Here is a 21,096-nt window from a genome sequence, read left to right on the forward strand (position 1 = left end):
AAAGCTCAGTCGCGCATCGGCGCCGGCGCGATGACTTCGCGCGAGCCATTGGTGTTCATGGATGTCACGACGCCGGCCATTTCCATCGCCTCGATCATGCGTGCAGCGCGGTTGTAACCGATCTTGAGCTTGCGCTGAACGGCAGAAATAGAAGCACGACGGCTTTCGAGCACGAACTTCACGGCTTCATCGTAAAGGGCGTCGCTCTCGCTATCGTCGCTGCCCTCGCCACTGCCGCCGTCAAAGCCGCTACCGGCCTCTTCCACACCTGCAAGAATATCGTCGTTGTATTCCGGAGAGCCGCGCAGTTTCCACGCTTCTACGACACGATGCACTTCTTCGTCGGAAACAAACGCACCGTGGACACGAATGGGCAGACTGGTGCCGGGCGGCATGTACAGCATGTCACCGTGGCCCAGCAGCTGCTCGGCGCCGCCCTGGTCGATGATGGTTCGGGAGTCGATCTTGCTCGATACCTGAAACGCCATTCGCGTCGGGATGTTGGCCTTGATCAGACCGGTAATTACATCCACCGACGGACGCTGAGTCGCGAGGATCAGGTGAATACCGGCGGCACGGGCCTTCTGCGCAATACGGGCGATGAGTTCTTCGACCTTTTTGCCGACGATCATCATCATGTCGGCAAACTCGTCCACTACTACCACGATGGTCGGCAACTTGGTCAGTAATGGCGCTTCATCGTGAATGCTTTCGCGCTTGTACAGCGGATCGGCCAGTGGCTCGCCAGCGTCCTGGGCATCCTTGACTTTCTGGTTGAAGCCGGAAAGGTTACGCACGCCCATCTTCGCCATCAGCTTGTAGCGGCGCTCCATCTCGGCAACGCTCCAGCGCAAGGCGTTGGCGGCGTCTTTCATGTCGGTCACGACCGGACAGAGCAAATGCGGAATGCCTTCGTAGATTGAGAGCTCAAGCATTTTCGGGTCAATCATGATCAGTTTGGCGTCTTCCGGGCCAGACTTGAACAGGATCGACAGGATCATGGCGTTGACACCCACCGATTTACCGGAACCGGTCGTACCGGCCACCAGCAAGTGCGGCATTTTCGCCAGATCGGTGATAACCGGTTTGCCGCCGATATCGTGGCCCAGAGCCAGCGTCACAGGTGACTTGGCGTTATCGTATTCAGGCGTCGACAGCACTTCAGAGAAGCGCACGATCTGCCGGTCTTCGTTGGGAATCTCGATGCCGACGGTGGTCTTGCCGGGGATGACTTCCACGACCCGGACGCTGGTCACGGCCAACGAGCGCGCAAGGTCCTTGGCCAGGTTGGAAATGCGACTGACCTTGACGCCTGCAGCAGGCTGAATCTCGTAACGGGTGATGACCGGACCGGGGTGAATGGAGTCCACCGAGACTTCAACACCAAACTCCTTGAGCTTGATTTCCAACAGATGACCCACTGCGGCCAGCGATTCCGGCGAGTAATTAAGCTGTTTCTTTTCCGCCGGATCGAGGATCGAGATCGGCGGCAGCGTGCCTTCGACCGCGCTGTCGACGAACAATGGCGCCTGCTTTTCCTTTTGCACGCGTTTGCTAGGCTCGGCAGGCTTTGCAGGTGCTGGCGCGATGACCGCAGGCACGTGCTTTTCACGCTCGGTCATGTGTTTGCTCAGCGACACTTCGCGCTCGATCAGACGCTCGCGGGCCTTGGCCTGCTCGCGACGATCCGGGGCGACAGGCGCCACCACGTCGTTGACCTGCATATCGACCTCGCGCAATTGCGCAACCATCTGCTTGCGCTCGGCGCGGGCAGTCCACCACCGGTTGGCAGCGCCTTGAAACAGCTCGAACAGGTCCAGCGTGATCTTGCCGGTGATGTCCATCACCTTGAACCATGACAGGTCGGTAAACACCGTCAGGCCGAACAGAAACAGGGCGATGAACAGCAAGGTGCTGCCCTGAATATTCAGGGCCTTCTTGGCCAGATCGCCCAGTACTTCGCCCAGCACACCGCCCGCAGACCCGGGAAAGCCTGCCGAAAAATGGAAATGGATATGCGCCAGTGCCGCACCGGCCAGTATCAGGAACACCAGCCCGATCAGGCGCCAGGAGAACAGCCAGCCACTCCATTGCCACGGCTCGTGGCGGTGACGAAACACCTGCCAGGCCTTGATCGCCAGCAGCAACGGAAATATGTAGGCGAAATAGCCGAGCACCATGAACAGAATGTCGGCACAGAACGCGCCAGCACGCCCGGCAGCATTTTGAACCTGCGCGGCATTGCTGCTGGTATGGCTCCAGCCGGGATCGCTCTGATCGTAGGTCAACAAAGCCATCATCAGATACAGGCACAGGGCGCCAAAGGCGATCAGGGCCCCTTCCTTGAGCCTGTAGTGCAGTTGCTGTCGCCAAAGCGGAACAGCGCTGGGTGCTGGGGTGGATTTCTTCAAAACGCTTTATTTCCTGCGCTGTAGCGCGAACATCTCGTTGATTGACCAGAAACGGCTGTCGGACTGCACTGCCTGCTCCCGACTGAAAAAAGCAGACAGAACCGGTAAGACATGCGTGACAGACGCTTGAATGATAACGCCCGACGCGAGCATTGTACGGCTTTACACGCGCGGAGGTCTGTACGAAAACTCGTCAGATCGATCTGCAACCACTGAAATATCAGGCTAGCCTTGGTGTTCATCGATAACGCTCAATTTGAGCATGCATTCCGTTTTGTGACAAAGGCTTATGGTGTGATTTTATCAACTGCCCACAACTTCAAATGCGTAGACCGGGCTCTGGCGGGCGCACCCTACCGCAAGCTTCCGGTGCGCGCCATAATGGCAACCTTCTGTGACCACGCTTGTCGCACAGAGTTGCACTCGCAGGCACTGAGCGCCCTCCCCTTCCGAAAAGTCGTGATGCCATGCTGACCTGGTTACAACGCAACAGTCTTGATTTCCCGCCGCTGGAAAAGGCCCTTCGTGAACCCAACGGGCTGCTTGCGGCAGGCGGCGATCTGTCTGCCGATCGTCTGATCCAGGCGTATCGTCATGGCTGCTTCCCTTGGTTTCAGGATGGCCAGCCCATTCTCTGGTGGTCACCCGACCCACGGACTGTACTGTTTCCCGACGAGCTGCATGTCTCACGCAGCCTTGCCAAACTTCTGCGCCAGGCTCGCTACACAGTGACCTTCGATCAGGATTTTGCTCGCGTGATAGAGGCCTGCGCTGCGCCGCGCAGCTACGCTGACGGCACCTGGATCACCGACTCGATGCAGAACGCCTATCTGGAACTGCACCAACGCGGTCATGCGCACAGTGTTGAAGTCTGGGATCAGGGCGAACTGGTCGGGGGGTTGTACGGCTTGGCAATGGGTCAGTTGTTCTTCGGTGAATCCATGTTCAGCCGCGCCGACAACGCTTCCAAATTCGGTTTTGCCACGCTGGTCGAACGCCTTACAGCCTGGGGCTTTGTGCTGATCGACTGCCAGATGCCCACTCAGCACCTGCACAGCTTCGGTGCCCGCTCGATTCCGCGCCAGACGTTTGCCGATTATCTCGCGCAATATCTGGACCAGCCGACTGATGCCGACTGGTTACCTAGGCGAGTTTGAAAGGCTGGCATACACTCATGGCTATGGACTCACCAACAAAGGGGGGCGACGATGACAGAGCTGGCCAGGCTTAAGTTTTATGCCACCCAACCCCACACGTGCAGTTACCTGCCCGAAGAGCAGGCGACTACGCTGTTCCTGGACCCCAGCCAGCCAATGGATGTTCAGGTCTACGCCGACCTGTCCGACATGGGCTTTCGTCGCAGCGGCGACCATCTTTATCGCCCTCACTGCCAGAATTGCAGTGCCTGCGTGCCTGCGCGCATTCCGGTCAACCTGTTTGCGCCTGACAGACAGCAAAAACGCATCCTGAAACGCAACGCAGATCTTCAGGTCAGCAGTGCAAAGCCGGTATTCACCCACGAATACTTCGACCTTTATCAGCGCTATATCGAGCAACGCCACGCCGACGGCGATATGTTTCCGCCCAGTCGGGAGCAGTTTTCGACATTTCTGGTACGCGACCTGCCCTTCTCACGCTTTTATGAGTTTCGCCTTGCTCAGCGCCTGGTGGCGGTGGCGGTCACCGACCTGTTACCGAACGGGCTTTCTGCGGTCTACACCTTTTACGAACCCGAGGAAGAACGCCGCAGTCTGGGCCGCTACGCCATTCTCTGGCAAATCGCCGAAGCTGCGCGGCTTCAGCTGCAAGCGGTCTATCTGGGTTACTGGATAAAGAACTGCAAAAAGATGAATTACAAGACTCAATATCGACCCATCGAACTGCTCACCAATCAAAGATGGGTCACTCTGTACTGAACCCTTGGCTTAAACATGTTTTTTCGGGCACAATGCACGCCGCTTTTGCCTGGCGCCACTTGCACCGGGCCACTCATTTGTATACCGAGGGCTTTACTGCATGTCGAAAGAAGACAGCTTCGAAATGGAAGGCACTGTCGTCGACACCCTGCCCAACACCATGTTTCGTGTGGAGTTGGAAAACGGGCACGTCGTAACCGCGCATATCTCCGGCAAGATGCGCAAGAATTACATCCGTATTCTGACCGGCGACAAAGTGCGTGTAGAACTGACGCCCTATGACCTGAGCAAAGGGCGCATCACCTACCGCGCCCGTTAATCAGTCATTGACAAAAACGCCCGGCATAAGCCGGGCGTTTTTGTTCGTCTGCCTGATGAGTTTTCCTCGATGACCTTGCTCCGCATCAATCAACGATGCGGGCAAGGTTTCGAACGTCAGGCCATCTCTGCCGTGGTCTCGAAATCAAAGGTGATTTCGCCATCCTTGATGTCGATATGCACCACACCGCCGTGCTCAGACAATTCGCCGAACAGAATCTCCTCAGCCAACGGCCGCTTGATCTTGTCCTGAATCAGGCGAGCCATCGGCCTGGCACCCATCGCTGCATCGTAACCACCCTGCGCCAGCCAGCTTCTCGCCGCCTCGGACACTTCGAGCAATACGCGCTTGTCTTCCAGTTGGGCTTGAAGCTCGGTAAGGAACTTGTCGACCACGCTCTTGATGACTTCGTGGCTGAGACGGCCAAACTGGATGATGGTGTCCAGACGGTTGCGGAACTCTGGCGTGAAGCTCTTCTTGATAACTTCCATCGCATCAGACGAGTGATCCTGATGCGTAAAGCCAATTGAAGCCCGCGCAGCCGACTCGGCACCGGCGTTGGTGGTCATGATCACGATCACATTGCGGAAGTCCGCCTTGCGCCCGTTGTTATCGGTGAGCGTACCGTGATCCATCACCTGCAACAGCAGGTTGAAGACTTCAGGATGCGCCTTCTCGATTTCATCGAGCAGTAGTACGCAATGAGGCTGGCGAGTGATGGCCTCCGTCAGCAAACCGCCCTGATCGAAACCGACATAGCCAGGAGGCGCGCCGATCAGACGGGACACGGTATGCCGCTCCATGTACTCCGACATGTCGAAACGGATCAGCTCGACACCCAGTGCCTTGGCCAGCTGACGTGCCGCTTCCGTCTTGCCGACACCCGTAGGACCGGCAAAAAGGAACGAACCGACCGGCTTGTCAGGCGACTTGAGGCCTGCACGCGACAGTTTGATGGCCGTCGACAACGAATCGATCGCCGCATCCTGACCGAACACAGTGAGCTTCAGATCGCGCTCCAGGTTACGCAATAGCTCCTTGTCGGAACTGTTGACGTGCTTCGGAGGAATACGCGCGATCTTGGCGACGATATCTTCAACCTGCGGCACATCGATGCGCTTGACGCGCTTCTCGACCGGCTGCAAGCGCTGGTAGGCACCCGCCTCGTCAATCACGTCGATGGCCTTGTCAGGCATGTGGCGGTCATTGATGTAACGCGAGGCCAACTCGGCCGCTGCGCGCAATGCCTCGTCACTGTATTCGATGCTGTGATGCTGCTCGAAACGGCTTTTCAGGCCGCGCAGGATGCCAATGGTGTCTTCAACCGAAGGCTCGGACACATCGACTTTCTGGAAACGACGCGCCAAGGCGCGATCCTTTTCGAAAATCCCGCGAAACTCCTGAAACGTGGTCGAGCCGATGCAGCGGATATCACCGGAAGAAAGCAACGGCTTGAGCAGGTTCGACGCATCCATAACGCCGCCGGAAGCTGCACCGGCGCCAATGATAGTGTGAATCTCATCGATGAACAGGATTGCCTGAGGTCGCTTGCGCAGTTCATTGAGCAACGCTTTGAAACGCTTCTCGAAATCGCCACGGTATTTCGTCCCGGCCAGCAATGCGCCCAGATCGAGCGAGTACACAACGCTGTTGGCAAGCAGATCAGGGACCTGATTATCGACGATGCGTTTGGCCAGACCTTCGGCGATGGCCGTTTTACCGACCCCTGCCTCGCCGACCAGCAAAGGATTGTTCTTGCGACGACGAGCCAGAATCTGCGCCACGCGCTCGACTTCGCTTTCGCGGCCGACAAGCGGATCGATGCGTCCCTGACGCGCCAATTCGTTCAGATTGCTGGCATAGGCATCCAGTGGATTGCCTGAGGAAGATGCTTCACCGCCCTCGTCATCCTGCATATCCTGCTCACCTTCAGAAGAGTGTTCGCCGTGCCCCGGGACCTTGGAGATACCGTGGGCGATGTAGTTGACGACATCAATCCGGGCCACACTCTGCTGTTTGAGCAAAAATACGGCCTGGCTTTCCTGCTCACTGAAAATCGCAACCAGCACGTTGGCGCCAGTCACTTCCCGCTTGCCGGAGCTCTGCACGTGGAAGACTGCGCGTTGCAACACGCGCTGAAAGCCCAGCGTCGGCTGGGTCTCGCGATCCTCGTCATGAACGGGGATCAGCGGAGTGGTGGAGTCGATGAACTCCTGCAGATCATGCTTGAGTTTATCGAGGTTTGCGCCGCAGGCACGCAAGACAGTGGCTGCAGCCTCATTGTCCAATAGAGCCAGCAGGAGATGTTCGACCGTCATGAACTCATGACGCTTCGAACGTGCCTCCTTGAAGGCAAGATTGAGGGTGACTTCGAGTTCACGGTTCAACATAGCTTCACCTCATACCCAAGTGGTCGGCGTTTAACCGTCCTTCTCGATCTCACAGAGTAGCGGATGCTGGCTCTCCCTGGCGTATTGATTGACCTGCATTGCCTTGGTCTCGGCGATGTCGCGGGTAAACAATCCGCAGACTGCCCGTCCCTCTGTATGGACGGCCAGCATGACTTTGGTGGCCAGCTCACGATTCAGGTTAAAAAACACCTCGAGCACTTCTACGACGAAATCCATCGGGGTGTAGTCATCATTGAACAAAACCACCTTGTACATCGGTGGCGCCTGCAGGGTCGGTTTGGCATCCTGCACCGCAATGCCTGCCGAGTCGTCCTCGTGTGACTGCGGACCATCCTGATTGAATGTTAGTCGAATCTTGCTAAATGCATGCATGGAAAGAAACGTTCGTGTGAGGGCGGATTGAGCAGTTAGTCACGGTCTGGCCGGTTTTCAAATGGAATGCCGCATGACCTTGACTATCAGCTAAACGGTGTTACAAACAATAGAGTCCACATTGGGTAAAAAGGGTCCGCGCAGTCAACCTAAATTTTTTGGGTTGGCGGGCTGAAGTGGATGATACTCCTGACGGAGTCCTGTGGAGAGGGAGATGGTGATGATCGAAGGAAAAGTCAAGTGGTTCAACAACGCAAAAGGCTTTGGATTCATAAACGCTGAAGGCAAGGATGACGAAGATCTGTTCGCTCATTTTTCGGCAATCCAGATGGACGGCTACAAAACGCTCAAAGCTGGTCAGAAAGTCAACTTTGATATCCTCCAGGGTCCAAAAGGGCTGCACGCTGTGAACATTAAGGCATCGGGGGTTAAAGAAGAGGATGCGTTAAAGGGCATGCACTCTGCACATCCACACGAACACATTCACGCACATGCCTGACATTTGTCAGTGCAATTCTCTGTGACGTGACAGCGGCCACCGAACTCAGCGGGGCAGTTGGTTGCCAGAAGCACGCAATGAGCGTGTGCCGGACACACAAGGAGACAGAAAATTGCACCTCCTGTTATCCGTCACGACTCAACAGGGTATCGAATTAGCGGTTATTGCACCGCTGATGCCCAGACTCCAATAGCCCCCGGCTGGGCTACCATTCGCTGATCTGCACGACCGAACACGTCCCTCCCCCGTTGAATTGTCTGGCCTCTCGGTCAATCAAACCCGTCGTCAATGCCTGCCTGAATGCCTGATCCGCAAGCTGATCGTTCGACCAACGGCGGATATTCATTTTTTGATAGCTCGCATAGCATTAATGCTTGGCGCCAATGGTTTGATATACTCGCGCCGTGACCGCAGAGTCATCAAGGCTGACCCGTCTCATTTCTGACCCTCGGCCTTCCTTATGCGTCGGGCCGCTACCTGACCCGACAGCTTGACGCTCGACTGATGCACCCAACATCACCGCGAATAAACCTCGACCTGGCTCATGGCCGAACCGTGGGCAAACGCGCATAGAATGCGCGTATCGAGATTTTGTGCATGCTCAGCAAAAGAGAGTTAATACGAATGTCCAACCGCTCGAAGATCATCTACACCTTCACCGACGAAGCTCCGGCCCTCGCCACCTACTCCCTTCTGCCTGTCATTGAAGCGTTCACGGCAACCTCCGATATTGACGTGGAAACACGCGACATCTCTCTGGCGGGCCGTGTTCTTTCCAGCTTCCCGGAGTTGCTTGCCGACAAAAAAGTGCCGGATCATCTCGCCGAGCTGGGCAAACTGGCCACCACGCCAGAAGCCAACATCATCAAGCTGCCCAACATCAGCGCCTCGGTCCCGCAGTTGAAGGCGACCATCAAGGAGCTTCAGAATCAGGGCTACAACATCCCTGACTACCCTGAGAACCCTGCCACTGATGCGGAAAAAGAAACCCGTGCCCGCTACGACAAGACCAAGGGCAGCGCCGTAAACCCGGTGCTGCGTGAAGGTAACTCTGACCGCCGTGCGCCGTTGTCGGTCAAGAACTACGCCCGCAAGCACCCGCACAAAATGGGCGCCTGGTCCGCCGATTCGAAAGCGCACGTTGCACACATGAGCAACGGTGACTTCTACGGCAGCGAGAAAGCCACCCAGATCGAAGCCGACAACACCGTCAAGATCGAACTGGTCGCCCAGGATGGCACCACCACCGTCCTGAAAGAAAAAACCGCCGTCAAGGCAGGCGAAGTCGTCGATTGCTCGGTGATGAGCGCCAAGGCACTGCGTAGCTTCATCGCTGCTGAAATCGAAGACGCCCGCAAACAAGGCGTGCTGTTTTCGGTGCACTTGAAAGCCACCATGATGAAGATCTCCGATCCGATCATGTTCGGCCAGATTGTCGACGAGTTCTACAAGGACGCGCTGACCAAGCACGCTGATACGTTGAAACAGATCGGCTTCAGCCTGAACAACGGCATTGGTGACCTGTACGAGCGCATTGGTGTTCTGCCAGCGGAAAAGCAGGCGGAAATCAAGGCCGACATCGAGGCGGTCTACGCCGTCCGTCCGCAACTGGCGATGGTCAACTCCGACAAGGGCATCACCAACCTGCACGTACCGAGCGACGTGATCGTCGACGCATCGATGCCAGCCATGATCCGTGACTCCGGCAAAATGTGGGGCACAGACGGTCAGTTGCACGATGCCAAGGCCGTCATTCCGGACCGTTGCTACGCCACTATTTATCAAGCCGTCATCGAAGACTGCAAGAAAAACGGTGCCTTCGATCCGACTACCATGGGCAGCGTGCCAAACGTCGGCCTGATGGCTCAGAAAGCCGAAGAGTACGGGTCCCACGACAAGACCTTCCATATCCAGGCCAACGGTGTGGTTCGCGTGACCGACAGCCAAGGCAACCTGCTGATGGAGCAGAACGTCGAAGCTGGCGATATCTGGCGCATGTGCCAGGCCAAGGACGCGCCGATTCAGGACTGGGTGAAACTGGCCGTCAACCGCGCTCGCGCAAGCAACACGCCAGCGATTTTCTGGCTGGATGCGTCTCGCGCCCATGACAGCGTGATGATCGAGAAAGTCCAGAAGTACCTGGGCGACCACGATACGACGGGGCTGGACATCCAGATCCTGTCGCCGGTCGACGCCATGAAGCTGACCCTGCAGCGCACTCGCGCCGGCAAGGACACCATCTCGGTGACCGGTAACGTGCTGCGCGACTACCTCACCGACCTGTTCCCGATCATGGAACTGGGTACCAGCGCGAAAATGCTGTCGATCGTTCCGCTGATGAATGGTGGCGGCCTGTTCGAAACCGGCGCTGGCGGTTCGGCTCCGAAGCATGTTCAGCAGTTCGTCGAAGAGAACTTCCTGCGCTGGGATTCGCTGGGCGAGTTCCTCGCCCTGGCAGCCTCGCTGGAGCATCTGGGTAACGTTTATAACAACCCGAAAGCGCTGGTTCTTTCCAAAACCCTGGACCAAGCCACTGGCGAGTTCCTGGATCGCAACAAGTCACCTTCGCGCAAGGTTGGCGGTATTGACAACCGTGGCAGTCACTTCTACCTGACCCTGTTCTGGGCACAGGCACTGGCCGCCCAGAATGACGATGCAGCCCTCAAGGCGCAGTTCACACCTCTGGCCAAAACCCTGACCGACAACGAGGAAAAAATCGTTGCCGAGCTGAACGCTGTTCAGGGCAAGCCAGTGGACATCGGCGGCTACTACTTCCCTAACCCGGAAGTAACCAGCAAAGCCATGCGCCCAAGTGCAACATTCAACGCAGCCATCGCAGCGTTGTAAGAGGCAGAACGAAGCGGCGCATTAATAATGCGCTGCCTCTTAAAGAAATCCCCGGCCTGGTGCCGGGGATTTTTTTATTCGCGGATAGATTTCAGTTATCAGCCTGGCTCCAGGCGCTCAACAAATACCCTATGAAGCACCTGACGCAGATTTTCTAGCCTTTCAGGGTGCGCGAAAGAAACTCGCGAATGTACTCGGCGACTTCCGGCGCATGCGTTTCAAGTGCGAAGTGGCCTGCGTCCAGAAGATGCACCTCGGCAGCTGGAACGTCCTTGCGGAACGCCTGCGCGCCTGGTGGTATGAACGCCGGATCATGCTTGCCCCAGACTGCCTGCAGGGGTGGCTGGTACTTTCGCAGGTAAGCCTGAAATGAGGGGTACGCTGCTACGTTGGTGCGGTAATCCAGAATCAGGTCCAGCTGGATTTCTTCTGCGCCCGGCCGCGCCATGTACAGGATGTCCAGGTTGTAGCCGTCGGGCGACAGTTTTTCAGGATCGGCGCCAGTACCGTACTGCCAGTCACGGATGGTTTCCGGCGATAGCGAAGCACGGCAGGCTTCGCGATTGGCTGCTGAAGGTTCACGCCAGTAGGCCTGCCAGGGGCCCCATTGATCACTGAACCCTTCCAGGTAGGCGTTACCGTTCTGACTGATGATTGCAGTGACCTTTTCCGGGTTCGCTGCGGCAAGTCGAAAGCCGGTCGGTGCGCCGTAATCAAATACGTATAACGCATACTTCTTCAGGCCAAGCACTTCGGTAAACCCCTCAACTACTTTGTAGAGGTTTTCGAAGCTGTAATCGAACTGCCCGCGCGGCGGCGCTTTTGTGTTGCCGAAACCGGGCAGATCGGGGGCGATCAGGCGGTACTGACTTGCCAACAATGGCATCAGATCGCGAAACATGTGGCTGGAACTCGGAAAACCATGCAGCAACAGCAGCACTGGAGCATCCCTGCGGCCTACTTCGCGATAAAAGACCTCTACATCGCCGACTTTACAAGTGTGATACGTCACGCGGAAGGCATCATCAGGATTCATTGTATTTCCCTTGGGAACAGGTTTCTGGCTGGAAGAGGCAGCACTTGCCAACGAAGCACCAAGTGCAGATGCAGCACCTAGCGCAGACGCTTGTAAAACCTTGCGTCGACTGACGCCATACACAGCGTTTTCAGCGCTGGGTGGATCGAAGCTGCTCATAAAAGAACCCGACTGGATGAATTGACCTCAAGCCTAATTGTTGCGTCTCACATACAGAATCACCATAAAACTCAATTGACTATTTCAATTTCTGAAATACTGACGAGACTCCTAAAAATCAGAGTGCTCAAGAGAGATATGGACCGTATTCAGGAGATGACGCTTTTTGCCGCTTTGGCCGAGCACACCAGCTTTGCTGGTGTAGCCCGCCATGCTGGATTGTCGACCGCCACGGTGACTCGGGCAGTTGCCAGCCTGGAGAGTCGCCTGGGAATCCTGTTGGTAGTGCGCACCACACGTAATATGCGGCTCACCGAAGCAGGCCAACGCTTTGCCATTGACTGCCGCCGGCTGCTTGCCGACCTTGATGAAGCTGAAAACGCGGCGGGCGGATTGCACGCACGTCCTGCCGGCCAGCTGACGATAACCGCCCCGCAGATGTTCGGCGCGCTGCATGTCGTGCCTGTACTGACGAGTTTTCTCGACCAATTCCCGTCGGTGGAGGTACGCGCCATCCTTGTTGATCGGGTTGTGTCCATGCTCGATGAAGGTGTCGATGTGGCAGTCAGGATCGGTGCCCTGCCCGACTCATCCCTTACCGCAATACCGACAGGCAGCGTGCGGCGCATGGTGTGCGCGTCGCCCGCTTACCTGGCAGAGCACGGCGTCCCGCAACATCCTGATGACCTGCGACGACACTCCACGGTTTCGACAACCACCTTCGAACGAGCACCGCAGTGGCTTTTCCGGGTTGATCACAAAGATTATTCGGTGGACGTTGGCTCCAGACTCAGCCTGACGTCCTACCAGGCGGCAATCCGCGCAGCGTTACAGGGCTGGGGGCTGACCCAGGTGCCGTTTTACCAGATACGCGAGCACTTGCAGGACGGCAGACTTGAATGCGTGCTGGACACGTTCGAAATCGCACCAGAGCCGGTTCACGTCGTTTACCTGGAGGGCCGCCGCGGTTCCTCCAAGGTGCGTGCCTTTGTAGACTTCTGCGTCAGCGCCCTGAGACGCGATCTGAAGTTTGAACAAAAATAGCGCGCAAGGCTTTTTCCGCCCTGTCTGTTACGGTTGACCGAATCCCTTTTCCACACTCAAAGAGACCCTTCTCATGACCTGGCAAGCCCACGTTACCGTCGCCACCATCGTCGAAGACCAAGGCCGCTTTCTTTTCGTCGAGGAAATGAAAGGCGGTCGTACTGTACTCAATCAACCTGCCGGGCATCTCGACCCGAACGAAAGCCTGCAACGTGCCGCCATCCGCGAAACCCTCGAAGAAACCGGCTGGGACGTCGAACTCACCAGTGTGACCGGCATTTATCTGTACACCGCCCCCAGTAATGGGGTGACTTACCAGCGCATCTGCTTCGCCGCCAGAGCCTTGCGGCACAACCCGGACTATGTGCTGGATGACGGCATCGTCGGCCCTGTCTGGCTGACGCGCGACGAACTGCTGGCTGAACAGCCACGCTGGCGCAGTGAGCTGGTCATGCGTTGCCTGGACGATTACCTGAATGCCGAACATTTCAGTCTCGACCTGCTGCGCGACAAGCCGTGAGACTCAACGCCTTCAGCCTGTTAGAATCGCGTCCTTTTACAGGTCAGCCGTTGAATCCCCATGCGTGATCCAGCCCCCTCGAACTTAGAAATGAAGCGCGTCATAGTCGGCATGTCCGGCGGCGTGGACTCTTCCGTTTCCGCCGTACTGCTCATGGAGCAGGGTTATCAGGTGGAAGGCTTGTTCATGAAGAACTGGGAAGAAGACGACGGAACGGAATACTGCACCGCCCGCGAGGACCTGGCAGATGCCCAGGCCGTGTGCGACAAGATCGGCATCAAACTGCACACCGCCAACTTCGCGGCCGAGTACTGGGACAATGTGTTCGAACACTTTCTCGAAGAGTACAAGGCCGGGCGCACCCCTAATCCGGACATCCTGTGCAACCGGGAAATCAAGTTCAAGGCCTTTCTCGACTACGCCCTGATGTTGGGTGCAGATTTGATTGCCACCGGCCACTATGTGCGCCGCCGTGACATCGACGGGCGCACCGAGCTGCTCAAAGGCCTGGATCCGAACAAGGACCAGAGCTATTTCCTGCATGCCGTCGGCGGCGAGCAGATCGCCCGCACGCTGTTCCCGGTCGGCGAACTGGAAAAACCCGAAGTACGCGCGATTGCCGAAAAGCACGGGCTGGCAACAGCCAAGAAGAAGGATTCCACCGGTATCTGCTTCATTGGCGAGCGGCGCTTCACCGATTTCCTGCGCCAGTACCTGCCAGCCCAACCCGGCGAGATCAAGACCACCGAAGGTGAAGTGATCGGTCGCCACAGCGGCCTGATGTATCACACTATCGGTCAGCGTCAGGGCCTGGGAATTGGCGGCCTCAAGGACGCCAGCGACGACCCGTGGTACGTGCTGGTCAAGGACTTGCAGAACAACGAGCTGATCGTCGGCCAGGGCAATGACCATCCGTGGTTGTTTTCCCGCGCACTGGTCAGTTCGGAAATCTATTGGGTCAACCCGATCGACCTGAGCAGCCCGCGCAGGCTCACCGCAAAAGTCCGTTATCGCCAGGGCGACCAGCCATGCACGCTGGAAAAGACCGCCGAGGGTTACCGGGCCGTATTTGATGATCCACAGCGAGCTGTTACGCCCGGCCAGTCTGTCGTGTTCTACGATGGCGAAATATGCCTGGGTGGCGGCGTGATCGAAGTTGCCGAACCCTGGACCAGCAAGGACAAGCGTTGATGACCCCGATTCAGGAACAACTGGTCGCTCTGGGTGCTGTATTCCAGGCTGCCGTACTGGTCGACCGGATCGCCAAGACCGGCCAGATCAGCGAGGCGGCGCTGAGCTGCATGCTGGGCAGTGTGCTGGTGGTCGATCCGAAGGATACGCTGGACGTCTACGGCGGCGACGACCTCAATCTGCATGAGGGTTATCGCGCCATGGCCAGCGCTCTGGAACGCGATCCGGCCACGCTGCAACGCGAACCGTTGCGCTACGCCTTGTCGATGCTTGGCCTTGAACGCCAGCTGTCAAAGCGCGAAGACATGCTGGAAGTCATCGGCAAGCGCATTCCTGTGATTCAGTCCCAGGTCGAGCATTTTGGCGTGGCCCACGAAAACGTGATTGCCGCGACCGGCGCGCTGTATCAGGACACCCTGAGCACCCTGCGTCAGCGCATTCAGGTGCAAGGCGACATGCGCAACCTGCAGCAACCCAACAACGCGTCGAAGATCCGCGCCATCCTGCTGGCAGGCATCCGCTCTGCCCGCCTGTGGCGACAAGTTGGCGGGCACCGCTGGCAGTTGGTCTTCAGCCGGCGCAAGTTATTGAAAGAACTGTATCCATTGCTGCACGGCTGATCCGCCGCGCACCAATGTTCCTCACCACCACAGGCACAGCGCCGTCTACGCTGGTCGGCGGGCTCCGGTCCGACCGACTTTTCATGTATGATACGCGCCCCTTTTCGTGCCCGACTGTCCGAGAGCATCCCATGCAGCTTTCTTCGCTCACCGCGGTTTCCCCTGTTGATGGCCGCTACGCCGGCAAAACCCAGGCCTTGCGCCCGATTTTCAGCGAGTACGGCCTGATCCGTTTTCGCGTGATGGTTGAAGTCCGCTGGCTCCAGCGTCTGGCGGCGCACCCGCAGATCACTGAAGTCCCTGCGTTCTCCGCGCAAGCCAACGCCATCCTCAACACGCTGGCTGAAGACTTCTCTGTAGAGCACGCCGAACGCGTCAAGGAAATCGAGCGGACCACCAACCACGACGTCAAGGCCGTGGAATATCTGCTCAAGGAACAGGCTGCCAAGCTGCCTGAGCTGGACAAGGTCAGCGAATTCATCCACTTCGCCTGCACCAGCGAGGACATCAACAACCTGTCCCACGCCCTGATGCTGCGCGAAGGCCGCGACACGGTGATGCTGCCGCTGATGCGCCAGATCGCAGACGCCATCCGCGAACTGGCGATTCGTTTCGCCGACGTGCCAATGCTCTCACGCACGCACGGCCAACCGGCCTCCCCGACCACTTTGGGCAAGGAACTGGCAAACGTCGTCTATCGCCTGGAGCGTCAGATCAGCCAGGTCGCTGCCGTACCATTGCTGGGCAAGATCAACGGCGCAGTCGGCAACTACAACGCACACCTGTCTGCGTATGCCGACATCGACTGGGAAGCCAACGCGCGCGCGTTCATCGAAGACGAACTGGGTCTGGGCTTCAACCCTTACACCACGCAGATCGAACCGCACGACTACATTGCCGAACTGTTCGATGCAGTCGCTCGCTTCAACACCATCCTGATCGACTTCGATCGTGATATCTGGGGTTACATCTCCCTCGGCTATTTCAAACAGCGCACCATCGCTGGCGAAATCGGCTCGTCGACCATGCCACACAAGGTCAACCCGATCGACTTCGAAAACTCCGAAGGCAACCTGGGTATCGCCAACGCACTGTTCCAGCATCTGGCCAGCAAACTGCCTGTCTCTCGCTGGCAGCGCGACCTGACCGACTCCACCGTGCTGCGCAACCTGGGCGTCGGTTTCGCTCACAGCGTCATTGCCTACGAGGCCAGCCTCAAGGGCATCAGCAAACTGGAACTGAACGAGCAACGCATCGCCGCTGACCTGGATGCCTGCTGGGAAGTACTGGCCGAACCGATCCAGACCGTGATGCGTCGTTACAACATCGAAAACCCGTACGAAAAACTGAAAGAACTGACACGCGGCAAGGGCATCGGCCCGGAAGCGTTGCAGACTTTCATCGACGGACTGGAGATGCCCGCCGAAGCGAAGGCTGAACTGAAGAAGCTTACGCCTGCCAATTACATCGGCAACGCGGCAGCCCAGGCCAAGCGCATCTGACACGCAAAAACATTGCACACGCCCGGCTGTGCCGGGCGTTTTTATTTCAAGGGCTTACACATGAATCCTGATATTCCTCTTCAACTTCTGGGCGGCATCAGCGCGCGCGTTTTCATGCGCGACTACTGGCAGAAAAAACCACTGCTGATCCGTCAGGCACTGCCGGACTTCCAAAGTCCGATCGATGCCGACGAACTTGCCGGGCTGGCCCTGGAAGAAGAAGTCGAGTCGCGTTTGGTCATCGAAAACGGCGAACGCCCTTGGGAGCTGCGTCGCGGTCCTTTCGCCGAAGACGAGTTCAGCAAACTGCCTGAGCGTGACTGGACCCTGCTGGTGCAGGCTGTCGACCAGTTTGTTCCGGAAGTCAGCGAGCTGCTGGAAAATTTCCGCTTTCTGCCGAGCTGGCGCATCGACGACGTGATGATCAGTTACGCAGCGCCGGGTGGCAGCGTTGGCCCGCATTTCGACAACTATGATGTGTTCCTGCTTCAGGGCCACGGCAAACGTCACTGGCAGATCGGCCAGATGTGCGACGCCGAAAGTCCGCTGCTGGAGCATGCCGACCTGCGCATTCTTGCCGGGTTTGAAAAGACCGAAGAATGGACCCTGGAGCCAGGCGACATGCTCTACCTGCCACCGCGACTGGCTCATTGCGGCGTTGCCGTGGATGACTGCCTGACCTACTCGGTCGGCTTCCGGGCACCCGGCGCGGCGGAAGTACTCACTCATTTCACCGACTTCCTCGCCCAGTTCATTACCGATGAAGAGCGCTACACTGATGCCGACGCGCAACCGGCCAGCGATCCTCATCAGATTCAGCGTGACGCCCTTGATCGCCTGAAAGCCTTGCTCGCAGAGCACATGAGCGACGAGCGCCTGCTACTGACCTGGTTTGGCCAGTTCATGACCGAACCGCGCTACCCGGAACTGGTCACCGGACCGGACCTGGGCGAAGAGGAATTGCTCGACAGCCTCGAACAAGGCGCCGTACTGATTCGCAACCCGGCCGCCCGACTGGCCTGGTCCGAGGTTGATGACGACCTCCTGCTGTTCGCCAGCGGCCAGAGTCGCCTGCTGCCCGGCAGCCTGCGTGAACTGCTCAAACTGATCTGTGCAGCAGACGCTCTGCACAGTGAAAACCTCGGCCAATGGTTGGCCGATGATGAGGGTCGCAATCTGCTTTGCGAACTCGTAAAACAAGGAAGCCTGGGATTTGCCGATGAATAAAATCACTGTATCTGTCGCACAATGGCAGAAGAACAATGCTGATATCCGGCGCATACGCGACTCGGTGTTCATCGCCGAACAGTCGGTGCCCCCGGAACTGGAGTGGGACGCCGAAGACGCAGATGCCGTGCATTTTCTGGCCCGTGAAGGTGACTATGCAGTCGGGACTGCGCGCCTCTTGGCGGACGGTGAAATCGGTCGCCTCTCGGTGCTCAAGGACTGGCGTGGCCTGAAGGTGGGTGAGGCCTTGCTGAGCGCCGTCATTGATGAAGCTGAAAAACGCGGGCTCGAACCACTGAAGCTCAGCGCTCAGGTACAAGCTGTCGATTTCTACCAGCGTTTCGGTTTCGTGGTCACCAGCAAAGAGTTTCTTGAAGCAGGTCTGCCGCATGTCGATATGCTTCGACAGGTGTAACAGATCTGAATATGTAGGCACTTTCAAGAGCACTACATAATTGACGCCCTGCCCTTTGCAGGCTGGTATCACTGATACCGGACTGAAAAAAGCAGGGCGTTTTTGTGTCCGCCCATTCAGCTAGTGTCTACAGCGGCCGACACAATGGCACACTCATGCTTTACGCGCCCATCGCGGAGAATGAACATGGTTATACGAATTCTGCTTACCTCGCTGCTCATCGCATTCAGTGTGAATACACTGGCGGCAACCGAAGTGGTCCCACTCAACTACCGCACCAGCGCCGACCTGCTGCCGGTGGCCAAATCCTTTCTAGGGACCGATGGCACCGTCAGTGCGTATGGCAACCAACTGATCGTCAATGCCGAGTCGCGCAAGATCGAAGAACTTCGCACCCTGATCTCGCAATTGGACACTGCGCCAAAACGCCTGCTGATCAGCGTCGATACCAGCGATACCGCCACCCGCAGCAGCAACGGCTCACAGGTCATCGAATACGGCACCACCAGCCGCGACGGCGGCGTGCAGCAGGTACAGACCAGCGAAGGCACGCCGGCGCTGATTCAGGTCGGACAGAGCGTTCCGCTGACCTCCTCTTCGACTGACTCCTACGGCTACTCGCAGAACAACACTGAATACCGAAACGTGACTCAGGGTTTTTACGTCACCGCCAGTGTGACCGGCGATACCGTTCACCTGAGTATCAGCACCAACCATGACCGTATGAGCCAGGAACGGCCTGACGCTATCAACGTGCAGAGCACCGACAGCCAAGTCAGCGGTCGACTGGGCGAATGGATCACTTTGGCGAGCAACAGCGACCAGTCCGTTGCCGATCAGAGAGGTATCGCACAACGCTATTCGACGCAGGGTCGGAGCGACATGGTTTTACGCGTAAAGGTTGAAGCGCTGGAATAACATGGGCTGGCGCAAAGGCCAGTACCTGCGGGCCTTTTAGTGACTAATCAGTCTGACCCCACAAAAATGTAGTGAATCTAAAAAAGCACTACAAAACGTTTGACGCCCTTCCAGACCCCGAGGCATGATTGCCTCGCTCCCGCTGTTCAGAGACTGCGTGAAAAGCTTTTGAATCGTCACCTTCTGCACAGCGAGCAGCCATTCACAGTGCCGTTACGCAAGGTATTTGGCGGAGCAGGACTTTAATCGAGACCTACTTCCTGGGGTTTATAAAATGGCACTGACACGCGAACAACAAATAGCGGCTCTCGAAAAAGACTGGGCTGAAAATCCGCGCTGGAAAAACGTGACCCGTACTTATTCTGCAGCTGATGTAGTCCGTCTGCGTGGCTCGGTTCAACCCGAACACACCTTTGCAAGACTGGGTGCCGACAAGCTGTGGAATCTGGTGACCCAAGGTGCCAAACCTTCATTTCGCCCCGACAAGGACTTCGTCAACTGCATGGGTGCGTTGACTGGCGGCCAGGCCGTCCAGCAGGTCAAAGCCGGAATTCAGGCCATCTACTTGTCCGGCTGGCAGGTCGCGGCCGACAACAACTCGGCCGAGTCTATGTACCCGGACCAGTCGCTGTACCCGGTCGACTCGGTGCCCACGGTCGTGAAGCGCATCAACAACTCGTTCCGCCGTGCCGACCAGATCCAGTGGAAAGCCGGCAAAACGCCGGGCGACGAAGGCTATATCGACTACTTCGCGCCCATCGTCGCCGACGCAGAAGCAGGCTTTGGTGGCGTGCTCAATGCCTACGAGCTGATGAAGAGCATGATCGAAGCTGGAGCCGCAGGCGTTCACTTCGAGGATCAGCTGGCGTCGGTGAAAAAATGCGGGCACATGGGCGGCAAGGTATTGGTGCCTACTCAGGAAGCGATACAGAAACTGGTGGCTGCGCGTCTCGCCGCTGACGTTGCCGGTGTACCCACGATTATCCTGGCGCGTACCGATGCCAACGCCGCAGATCTGCTGACCTCCGACTGCGACCCTTACGACCAGCCGTTCGTGACCGGCCAGCGCACTCATGAGGGGTTCTACAAGGTCCGCGCGGGTCTGGATCAGGCAATTTCACGCGGTTTGGCTTACGCGCCCTATGCCGATCTGATCTGGTGCGAAACCGCGAAACCTGATCTCGACGAGGCACGTCGCTTTGCCGAAGCGATCAAGAAAGAGTACCCGGATCAGTTGCTGTCGTATAACTGCTCGCCCTCTTTCAACTGGAAGAAAAATCTGGACGACGCGACCATCGCCAAATTCCAGCGTGAACTCTCGGCCATGGGCTACAAGCATCAGTTCATCACCCTGGCCGGTATTCATAACATGTGGCACAGCATGTTCAACCTGGCGCATGACTATGCTCGCAATGACATGACCGCCTACGTCAAATTGCAGGAGCAGGAGTTCGCCGACGCTGCAAAGGGCTACACGTTCGTTGCCCATCAGCAGGAAGTGGGCACTGGCTATTTCGATGACATGACGACAGTGATCCAGGGCGGCGTGTCTTCGGTCACCGCGCTGACCGGTTCGACAGAGGAAGAGCAGTTCCACTAAGCCGTTTTACGCAGCGCGCAAGACAGACCGTCCGTAGGGGCGGTCTTTTTTTGCGTCGGACTTTGCCTGTATTGATCCCGGACAAATGG

At 57.4% G+C, this 21,096-nt stretch carries 18 protein-coding genes; 14 read left to right on the forward strand and 4 right to left on the reverse strand.

The window, feature by feature from the left end; all coding sequences use genetic code 11:
• Positions 1–5: 5 nt before the first annotated feature.
• Positions 6–2,411 carry a DNA translocase FtsK gene (gene ftsK, locus N018_RS15610; RefSeq protein WP_024646604.1) on the reverse strand — a complete coding sequence of 802 codons (2,406 nt, stop codon included), beginning with the start codon at positions 2,409–2,411 and terminating at the stop codon, positions 6–8.
• 467 nt (positions 2,412–2,878) lie between these two features.
• On the opposite strand from ftsK, the gene aat reads away from it, so the two are divergent.
• The 3 genes from aat to infA all read left to right on the forward strand — a co-directional run bounded on the left by aat (position 2,879) and on the right by infA (position 4,646).
• Entirely contained in the window at positions 2,879–3,568 is a 690-nt protein-coding gene (gene aat / locus N018_RS15615; RefSeq protein ID WP_024646605.1) for a leucyl/phenylalanyl-tRNA--protein transferase, read from the forward strand.
• A gap of 51 nt (positions 3,569–3,619) precedes the next feature.
• Complete coding sequence (locus tag N018_RS15620) at positions 3,620–4,327, forward strand: arginyltransferase (protein ID WP_024646606.1); 708 nt, start codon at positions 3,620–3,622, stop codon at positions 4,325–4,327.
• A 100-nt stretch (positions 4,328–4,427) separates the two neighbouring features.
• Entirely contained in the window at positions 4,428–4,646 is a 219-nt protein-coding gene (gene infA, locus N018_RS15625) for a translation initiation factor IF-1 (protein ID WP_002553999.1), read from the forward strand.
• A 116-nt stretch (positions 4,647–4,762) separates the two neighbouring features.
• Here infA and clpA read toward each other — a convergent pair whose 3' ends face one another.
• Together clpA and clpS are read right to left on the reverse strand one after the other, a co-directional pair.
• The gene (gene clpA / locus N018_RS15630) at positions 4,763–7,036 is read right to left on the reverse strand and encodes an ATP-dependent Clp protease ATP-binding subunit ClpA (protein WP_024646607.1); all 2,274 of its coding nucleotides are present in this window, start codon (positions 7,034–7,036) and stop codon (positions 4,763–4,765) included.
• A gap of 30 nt (positions 7,037–7,066) precedes the next feature.
• The gene (clpS, locus tag N018_RS15635) at positions 7,067–7,429 is read right to left on the reverse strand and encodes an ATP-dependent Clp protease adapter ClpS (RefSeq protein ID WP_004884680.1); all 363 of its coding nucleotides are present in this window, start codon (positions 7,427–7,429) and stop codon (positions 7,067–7,069) included.
• 220 nt (positions 7,430–7,649) lie between these two features.
• Here clpS and cspD point away from each other — a divergent pair, with 220 nt between their 5' ends.
• Both cspD and N018_RS15645 read left to right on the forward strand, forming a co-directional pair.
• Complete coding sequence (gene cspD, locus N018_RS15640) at positions 7,650–7,928, forward strand: cold shock domain-containing protein CspD (RefSeq protein ID WP_080265794.1); 279 nt, start codon at positions 7,650–7,652, stop codon at positions 7,926–7,928.
• A 624-nt stretch (positions 7,929–8,552) separates the two neighbouring features.
• A complete protein-coding gene (locus tag N018_RS15645) occupies positions 8,553–10,775 on the forward strand; it encodes an NADP-dependent isocitrate dehydrogenase (protein ID WP_024646609.1) in 2,223 nt (740 codons plus the stop codon).
• A 154-nt stretch (positions 10,776–10,929) separates the two neighbouring features.
• On the opposite strand, the gene N018_RS15650 is transcribed toward N018_RS15645, so the two are convergent.
• Positions 10,930–11,811 carry an alpha/beta fold hydrolase gene (locus N018_RS15650; protein ID WP_024646610.1) on the reverse strand — a complete coding sequence of 294 codons (882 nt, stop codon included), beginning with the start codon at positions 11,809–11,811 and terminating at the stop codon, positions 10,930–10,932.
• A 297-nt stretch (positions 11,812–12,108) separates the two neighbouring features.
• Here N018_RS15650 and N018_RS15655 point away from each other — a divergent pair, with 297 nt between their 5' ends.
• The 9 genes from N018_RS15655 (at position 12,109) to aceA (ending at position 21,007) form a co-directional block, all read left to right on the forward strand.
• Positions 12,109–13,014, forward strand: a complete 906-nt coding sequence (locus N018_RS15655) for a LysR family transcriptional regulator (protein WP_024646611.1) — start codon at positions 12,109–12,111, stop codon at positions 13,012–13,014.
• A 73-nt stretch (positions 13,015–13,087) separates the two neighbouring features.
• Entirely contained in the window at positions 13,088–13,534 is a 447-nt protein-coding gene (locus N018_RS15660; protein WP_024646612.1) for an NUDIX hydrolase, read from the forward strand.
• A 60-nt stretch (positions 13,535–13,594) separates the two neighbouring features.
• Positions 13,595–14,725 carry a tRNA 2-thiouridine(34) synthase MnmA gene (gene mnmA, locus N018_RS15665; RefSeq protein WP_024646613.1) on the forward strand — a complete coding sequence of 377 codons (1,131 nt, stop codon included), beginning with the start codon at positions 13,595–13,597 and terminating at the stop codon, positions 14,723–14,725.
• Complete coding sequence (gene hflD / locus N018_RS15670) at positions 14,725–15,345, forward strand: high frequency lysogenization protein HflD (RefSeq protein ID WP_025390173.1); 621 nt, start codon at positions 14,725–14,727, stop codon at positions 15,343–15,345. The genes mnmA and hflD overlap by 1 nt, the downstream gene beginning before the upstream one ends.
• 131 nt (positions 15,346–15,476) lie before the next feature.
• Positions 15,477–16,847 (forward strand): adenylosuccinate lyase, encoded by a 1,371-nt coding sequence (gene purB / locus N018_RS15675; protein ID WP_024646615.1) that lies wholly within the window; start codon positions 15,477–15,479, stop codon positions 16,845–16,847.
• A gap of 60 nt (positions 16,848–16,907) precedes the next feature.
• Complete coding sequence (locus tag N018_RS15680; protein ID WP_025390174.1) at positions 16,908–18,074, forward strand: ribosomal protein uL16 3-hydroxylase; 1,167 nt, start codon at positions 16,908–16,910, stop codon at positions 18,072–18,074.
• Positions 18,067–18,489 carry a GNAT family N-acetyltransferase gene (locus tag N018_RS15685; RefSeq protein WP_024646617.1) on the forward strand — a complete coding sequence of 141 codons (423 nt, stop codon included), beginning with the start codon at positions 18,067–18,069 and terminating at the stop codon, positions 18,487–18,489. Before N018_RS15680 ends, N018_RS15685 begins: the two co-directional genes overlap by 8 nt.
• 180 nt (positions 18,490–18,669) lie before the next feature.
• Positions 18,670–19,407: a secretin N-terminal domain-containing protein gene (locus tag N018_RS15690; protein WP_024646618.1), complete on the forward strand. Its 738-nt coding sequence runs from the start codon at positions 18,670–18,672 to the stop codon at positions 19,405–19,407.
• A 274-nt stretch (positions 19,408–19,681) separates the two neighbouring features.
• On the forward strand, positions 19,682–21,007 hold the full coding sequence (gene aceA / locus N018_RS15695; RefSeq protein ID WP_024646619.1) for an isocitrate lyase: 1,326 nt from the start codon (positions 19,682–19,684) through the stop codon (positions 21,005–21,007).
• Positions 21,008–21,096 lie beyond the last annotated feature (89 nt).

The sequence above is a fragment of the Pseudomonas syringae CC1557 genome (genome assembly GCF_000452705.1).
Lineage (GTDB): Bacteria > Pseudomonadota > Gammaproteobacteria > Pseudomonadales > Pseudomonadaceae > Aquipseudomonas > Aquipseudomonas syringae_F.